This is a genomic window from Terribium retamae (assembly GCF_022347545.1).
In the GTDB taxonomy this organism is placed as follows: domain Bacteria; phylum Pseudomonadota; class Alphaproteobacteria; order Rhizobiales; family Rhizobiaceae; genus Mesorhizobium; species Mesorhizobium retamae.
On record NZ_JAKREW010000091.1, the window covers coordinates 1 to 6,726 of the forward strand.

General features: G+C 66.0%; 6 protein-coding genes. 1 reads left to right on the forward strand and 5 read right to left on the reverse strand.

The annotated features are described in order from the left end of the window. Positions 1-113: 113 nt before the first annotated feature. The 5 genes from araD to ytfQ all read right to left on the reverse strand — a co-directional run bounded on the left by araD (position 114) and on the right by ytfQ (position 6,421). A complete protein-coding gene (gene araD, locus L4923_RS30350) occupies positions 114-1,871 on the reverse strand; it encodes an L-arabinonate dehydratase (protein ID WP_239370817.1) in 1,758 nt (585 codons plus the stop codon). Beyond that, positions 1,868-2,845 carry a galactofuranose ABC transporter, permease protein YjfF gene (gene yjfF, locus L4923_RS30355; protein WP_239370820.1) on the reverse strand — a complete coding sequence of 326 codons (978 nt, stop codon included), beginning with the start codon at positions 2,843-2,845 and terminating at the stop codon, positions 1,868-1,870. Before yjfF ends, araD begins: the two co-directional genes overlap by 4 nt. Continuing rightward, complete coding sequence (locus L4923_RS30360) at positions 2,845-3,843, reverse strand: ABC transporter permease (RefSeq protein ID WP_239370818.1); 999 nt, start codon at positions 3,841-3,843, stop codon at positions 2,845-2,847. The genes yjfF and L4923_RS30360 overlap by 1 nt, the downstream gene beginning before the upstream one ends. Then, the gene (ytfR, locus tag L4923_RS30365; RefSeq protein ID WP_239370819.1) at positions 3,840-5,357 is read right to left on the reverse strand and encodes a galactofuranose ABC transporter, ATP-binding protein YtfR; all 1,518 of its coding nucleotides are present in this window, start codon (positions 5,355-5,357) and stop codon (positions 3,840-3,842) included. Before ytfR ends, L4923_RS30360 begins: the two co-directional genes overlap by 4 nt. Before the next feature lie 110 nt (positions 5,358-5,467). Further along, positions 5,468-6,421, reverse strand: a complete 954-nt coding sequence (gene ytfQ, locus L4923_RS30370) for a galactofuranose ABC transporter, galactofuranose-binding protein YtfQ (RefSeq protein ID WP_425531041.1) — start codon at positions 6,419-6,421, stop codon at positions 5,468-5,470. Positions 6,422-6,568: 147 nt separating this feature from the next. Here ytfQ and L4923_RS31265 point away from each other — a divergent pair. After that, the coding region (locus L4923_RS31265; protein WP_425531042.1) for a helix-turn-helix domain-containing protein at positions 6,569-6,726 on the forward strand (158 nt) is incomplete at its 3' end.

A 6,726-nucleotide genomic window follows, 5' to 3' on the forward strand; every position in this document is an offset into this window, starting at 1 on the left:
ATCTAATCGGTCTACTCTGTCACCTATCTATCCGGTTCGGACATGAAAATCCTTTCTCCCCCGCAAGGGGGGAGATAAGGGCGCGCGCCACCAGCGTCGACACTCCCCCACGCTCAATGCGAATCCTTCGGCACCGCGTTGCCGCGGCAGCCGCGCAGGAAGTCGAAATCCGCGCCGGTGTCGGCGCCGGTGACATGGTCGTGATAGAGCATGGCATAGCCGCCGGCGGGGCGGGCGGAGCGGTTCTGCCAGGCCGCCAGCCGCGCCGCGATCTCCTGCTCGGCCACGTCGAGATGCAGGCGCCGGTTCGGCACGTCGAGCTCGATGAAGTCGCCGTCGCGCACGATCGCCAGCGGGCCGCCGGCAGCAGCTTCCGGGGTGGTGTGCAGCACGACCGTGCCGTAGGCGGTGCCAGACATGCGCGCGTCCGAGATGCGCACCATGTCGGTGATGCCCTTCTTCAGCACCTTGGGCGGCAGGCCCATATTGCCGACCTCGGCCATGCCGGGATAACCGCGCGGGCCGCAGTTCTTCAGCACCATGATGCAGGTCTCGTCGATGTCGAGGTCGGGATCGTTGATCTTCCGCTTGTAGTCGTCGATGTCCTCGAAGACGACGGCACGGCCGCGGTGGACCATCAGCGCCGGCGATGCCGCCGACGGTTTCAGCACCGCGCCGCTCGGCGCCAGATTGCCCTTCAGGACGGCGATGCCGCCCGCCGCCGTCAGCGCCTTCTCGGTCGGCAGGATGACGTCCTCGTTCCAGTTGCGGACGTCCTTGACCTCGTCCCAGACGCTCTCGCCCGACACCGTCAGCGCATCCTTGTGCAGCATGCCGGCCTCGCCCAGCCGCTTCAGCACGACCGGCAGGCCGCCGGCATAGAAGAACTCCTCCATCAGATATTTGCCGGACGGCATCAGGTTGACGATGGTCGGCACGTCGCGGCCGAGCCGGTCCCAGTCATCCAGCGTCAGGTCGATGCCGACCCGGCCGGCCAGCGCCAGCAGATGCACCACGGCATTGGTCGAGCCGCCGATGGCGCCATTGGTGCGGATGGCGTTCTCGAAGGCTTCGCGGGTCAAGATGTCCGACGGCTTGAGGTCGTCCTTCACCATCTGCACGATGCGCCGCCCGGTCAGCTGCGCCATCACCCGGCGGCGGCTGTCGACGGCCGGGATGGCGGCGTTGCCCGACAGTGCCATGCCGAGCGCCTCCGCCATCGAGGCCATGGTCGAGGCGGTGCCCATCGTGTTGCAGGTTCCAGACGAGCGGCTCATCGCCTGCTCGGCTTCCAGGAATTCGGCCTGGGTCATGGTGCCGGCCTTGATCGCCTCCGACATCTGCCACAGCGCCGTGCCCGAGCCGACGCGCTCGTTGCGGAACCAGCCGTTCAGCATCGGGCCACCGGTGACGGTGATCGCCGGCAGGTCGACCGAGGCCGCCCCCATCAGCAGCGACGGCGTGGTCTTGTCGCAGCCCACCATCAGCACGACGCCGTCGATGGGCTGGGCACGGATGGTCTCCTCCACCGCCATGGCGGCGAGGTTGCGGTACATCATCGCCGTCGGCCGATAGGTGTTTTCCGAAGCCGAGAACACCGGCACTTCGAGCGGGAAGCCGCCGGCCTCCCACACGCCCGCCTTCACCTTCTCCGCCAGTTCGCGCAGATGGCCGTTGCAGGGGGCAAGGTCCGACCATGTGTTGAGGATGCCGATCACCGGCCTGCCGTCGAAGAGGTCGTGCGGGTAGCCCTGGTTCTTCAGCCAGCCGCGGTGATAGATGTTGTCGCGCGAGGTGCCGCCATACCATTCCTGCGAACGCAGCCTACGGGGCCATGGCGCGGGTTCGAACGGAGCGCGGATCTTGGTCATGCTGTTTTCCTGTTTGCGGCGCTGCGGTCGCCGACCAGCACCAGCAGGCGCTGCAATGCGATGAAGGCGAAGAGCAGGATGCCGACGACGATCTTCGTCCACCAGCTCGACAGCGTTCCGTCGAAGACGATGTAGGTCTGGATCAGGCCCTGGATGACGACACCGAAGAAGGTGCCGGCCACCAGGCCGACGCCGCCGGTCAGAAGCGTGCCGCCGATCACCACGGCGGCGATCGCGTCGAGCTCGACGCCGACGGTGGCCAGCGAATAGCCGGCCGAGGTGTAGAGCGAGAAGACGACGCCGGAGAGGCCCGACAGGAAGCCCGACAGCGCATAGATGCCGATGGTGGTGCGTGCCACCGGCACGCCCATCAGCTCGGCCGACTGCCGGTTGCCGCCGATGGCGTAGACATAGGAACCGAAGCGCGTGTAGTGCGCGATCACGATGCCGGCGGCGAAGACCACAAGCATCAGCCCGCCGATCAGCGTCAGCCGGCCGCCGCCCGGCATCAGCACATACATCTTCTGCACCGCCGAATAGAAGGCGTGGTTGATCGGGATCGAATCCGTGGCGATGACGAAGGCCATGCCGCGCGCCAGGAACATGCCGGCCAGCGTGACGATGAAGGCCGGCACTTCCAGATAGTGGATCGCCGCGCCCATGGCGCCGCCGAAGGCGGTCGAGACCGCCAGCGCGATCGCGAAGGCCAGCAGCGGATGCATGCCGTGCCAGCTCACCAGCACCGAGATAAGCACGCCGGTGAAGGCGATCACCGCGCCGACCGAAAGATCGATGCCGCCCGACAGGATGACGAAGGTCATGCCGACCGCCGCGATGCCGAGAAAGGCGTTGTCGGTCAGAAGATTGCCGGCCACGCGCGTCGACAGCATGTTCGGGAACTGGAACACGCACACCGCATAGGCCAGCACGAAGATGACCAGCGTGGCCAGGAAAGGAAGCAGGCGCGACGACATCATGTGCGCTGCACCTTGCTTTGCGGGAGGGCGCGGTCGCGCAGGAAGAAGCGTCCGATGGACGCCGACTGCGCCAGCAGGATGACGATGATCACGATGGCCTTGACGATGAGGTTGTATTCGGGCGGGAAGCCCGAGATGAGGATGCCGGTGTTCATGGCCTGGATGATGACGGCGCCCAGCACCGACATCAGGATGGAGAAGCGGCCGCCGAGCAGCGAGGTTCCGCCGATCACCACCGCCAGGATGGCGTCGAGTTCGAGCCAGAGCCCCGCATTGTTGGCGTCGGCGCCGCGGATGTCGGCCGTCACGATGATGCCGGCAATCGCCGCGCAGAAACCGCAGAAGGCATAGACCAGGATGAGTAGCAGGCGGCTGTTGATGCCGGCATAGGTGGAGGCGCTGCGGTTGACGCCGAGCGATTCGATCAGCAGGCCGAGCGCCGTGCGCCGCACCACCAGCGCCGTCAGCACGGTAAGCGCCGCGACGATGGCGACCGGCATCGGGAAGGCGAGGAAGGAGCCGGCGCTGAAGGCGGCGAGGCCGGGATCGTTGAAGGTGACGATCACGCCCTCGGTTACCAGTTGCGCTATGCCGCGCCCGGCTACCATGAGGATGAGCGTGGCGACGATCGGCTGCAGCTCCAGCACCGCGACCAGGAAGCCGTTGAGCAGCCCGCAGGCGAGGCCGACGGCAAGCGCGGCCAGCACGACGACCGGCAGCGGATGGCCGGCCATGATCATCGTCGCGGCCACCGCGCCGGCCATGGCCATGACGGCGCCGACGGAAAGATCGACGCCCTTGGTGGCGATCACCATCGTCATGCCGATCGCCAGGATCGCCACCGGCGCGCCGCGGTTCAGCACGTCGATGAGGCTGCCGAACAGCCGCCCGTCCTGCAGGCGGATCGAAAAGAAGCCGTCGAAAGCCATCCAGTTGAAGAACAGGATCAGCGCCAGGCAGATGAACTGCGGCGCGGCGCGCTTCAGGCCCGTCATGCGCTGGCTCCTTCGCTGGCCGCGATGGTGCGCATGATGGTGCCGGTGCTGATCTCGCTGCCGGTCAGGTCGCAGACATGCTCGCGGTCGCGCAGCACCCGCACGCGCGTCGAATAGGCGACGATCTCCTCGATCTCGGAGGAGATGACCACCAGCGCCAGTCCCTCCGCGCACAGCCGGTTGATCAACTGGATGATCTCGGCATGCGCGCCGACATCGATGCCGCGCGTCGGCTCGTCGAGGATCAGCAGGCGCGGCTGCGTCGCCAGCCAGCGCGCCAGGATCACCTTCTGCTGGTTGCCGCCGGACAGTAGCTTGACCGGTTTCTCGATGTCGGTGGTGCGGATGTCGAGCGCCTTGACGAAGCGGTCGGCAAGTTCCGCCTGCTCGCGGCTCGACATGCGTTTCAGCCAGCCGCGCCGCGCCTGCAGGGCGAGTGCGATGTTCTCGCGCACCGAGAGGTCGCCGATGATGCCGTCGACCTTGCGGTCTTCCGGGCAGAGGCCGAAGCCGAGCCGCACCGCCTCGCGCGGCGAGGCGATGCGCACCGCCTTGCCGTCGACGGTTGCCTTGCCGCTGTCGGCATGGTCGATGCCGAACATCAGCCGCGCCGTTTCGGTGCGGCCCGATCCCAAAAGGCCGGCGACGCCCACCACCTCGCCCGGTGCGATCGCCAGGTCGAAGGGCGCGATGGAACGCGACAGGCCGTAGCCGGAAAATTCGATCGCCGGACCCGTGCCTGCGGCCGGCGGCGCGCGGTGGCCATGTTCGGTCGCCGCCTCCAGCGCACGCCCCAGCATCATCGAGACCAGCTCCATCCGGGGCAGCGCCTTGGCATCGCGCGTGCCGACCAGGCGGCCGTTGCGCAGCACGGTGATGCGGTCGGCCACGGCATAGACCTGGTCGAGGAAATGCGTGATGAAGACGATGCCGAGGCCGCGGTCGCGCAGCTTGCGCATGACGCCAAACAGCAATTGCACCTCGTGCCGGTCGAGGCTGGCGGTCGGTTCGTCCAGGATCAGCACCGAGCCCGACATGTCGACGGCGCGCGCAATGGCGATGAGCTGCTGCACGGCGACGGAGAAGCTCGACAGCGGCGCCCTGACATCGATGTCGATGTCGTATTGCGCCAGAAGGGCTCTCGCCATGCGGTGCATGGCGGCGGCATGGGTCAGGCCGAAACGCTTCGGCTGCCGGCCGATATAAAGATTTTCGGCGACGCTCAGATTGGGCAGGAGGTTGACCTCCTGGTAAACGGTACCGACGCCGAGCTTCTGCGCGTGCAGCGGGTCGCGCACCTCGACCGGCTCGCCCTTGAGCATGATCGTGCCGGCATCCGGGCGGTGCACGCCGGTCAGCGCCTTGATCAGAGTGGACTTGCCCGCGCCGTTCTCGCCGAGAAGCGCATGGATCTCGCCCTTGCGTACGGAAAAGTCGACATGTTCGAGCGCCTTGAAGCCGAAGAAGCTTTTCGAGATGTCATGGGCGCTGAGAAGCGCATCGGTTTCGCCCACATCGTCCTCCGGTCAGCGCCACGGAAACTGGATCTGCTCGGCGAGCAAGCATTCCGCAAGCTGTGGGCGGAGCACTGGTCCGCCCCACCCACATCTCACCCCCAACTGTATCAGTAGCCGAGGCCCTTCTTCTCCTCATAGACCTTCATCGGATCGTCGGCCTGCGTGTAGAGCTTGGATTCCGTGATGATGGTCTTCGGCGGCACTGTGCCGTCCTTCTTCAGCTTCTCCAGCGCGTCGAAGGCGGGACCGGCCATGTTGGGGGTCAGTTCCACCGTTGCGTTGGCTTCGCCGGCGGCAAGCGCCTTGAAGATGTCCGGCACGGCGTCGATCGACACGACCTTGATGTCGGTGCCCGGCTTCAGGCCGGCTTCCTTGATCGCCTGGATGGCGCCGACCGCCATGTCGTCATTATGGGCATAGAGCGCGCAGATGTTCTTGCCGCCGTTCTCCGCCTTCAGGAAGCCTTCCATGACTTCCTTGCCCTTGGCGCGGGTGAAGTCGCCGGTCTGGCTGCGGATGATCTTGATCGACGACGTGCCGGCGATCGCCTCTTCGAAGCCCTTCTTGCGGTTGATCGCGGGCGACGATCCGGTCGTGCCCTGCAGTTCGACGACATTGCAGTCCTTGCCGGCCTGCTCCTTCACCAGCCATTGGCCGGCGACCTTGCCTTCCAGCACCTGATCGGATGCCACCATGGTGGTGTAGAGGTCTTCCGGACCGTCGATGCCGCGGTCGAGCAGGAAGACCGGGATATTGGCTTCCTTGGCTTCGGTCAGCACGGCTTCCCAGCCGGTCGCCACGACCGGCGCCACGAAGATGGCGTCGACGCCCTGTGCGATGAAGCCGCGGATCGCCTTGATCTGGTTTTCCTGTTTCTGCTGGGCGTCGGCGAATTTGAGATCGACGCCGCGCTTCTCGGCCTGCTGTTTGGTGACGCTGGTTTCAGCCGCGCGCCAGCCCGATTCCGAGCCGATCTGCGAGAAGCCGACGGTCAAGCCGGCCGCGTGGGCCGAAGCGCCGATGAGAAGGGATGCCGCCGAGGCGAGCAAAATAGTCCTGATGGTTCTGGTCACTGGTTCCTCCCGAGTGAATGCGACGGGTCGCGCTCCACCCGCGAGCCCATCCGCCTATCAACGCTTTCTGGATCATAACAGTCAAATCATCATTGTGCATCTTCATATATCGAAATTGGTAAGTTAGAAGGGCGCATGAAATTCCAGTATCTGAAGCTCAATCAACTGCGTTTCGTCGATGCGCTCCGCCGCCGTGGACGGCTCGGGCTCGCCGCCGAGGACCTGCACATGTCGCAGCCGGCGGCGTCGCGCATGCTGGCCGAGATCGAGGGCCTCGTCGGCCAGCCGATCTG

Excerpts from the sequence above, each read along its gene's own strand:
- yjfF (WP_239370820.1), bottom strand. The coding sequence starts at position 2,845 with ATGTCGTCGCGCCTGCTTCCTTTCCTGGCCACGCTGGTCATCTTCGTG.
- araD (WP_239370817.1), bottom strand. The coding sequence starts at position 1,871 with ATGACCAAGATCCGCGCTCCGTTCGAACCCGCGCCATGGCCCCGTAGG.
- L4923_RS30360 (WP_239370818.1), bottom strand. The coding sequence starts at position 3,843 with ATGACGGGCCTGAAGCGCGCCGCGCCGCAGTTCATCTGCCTGGCGCTG.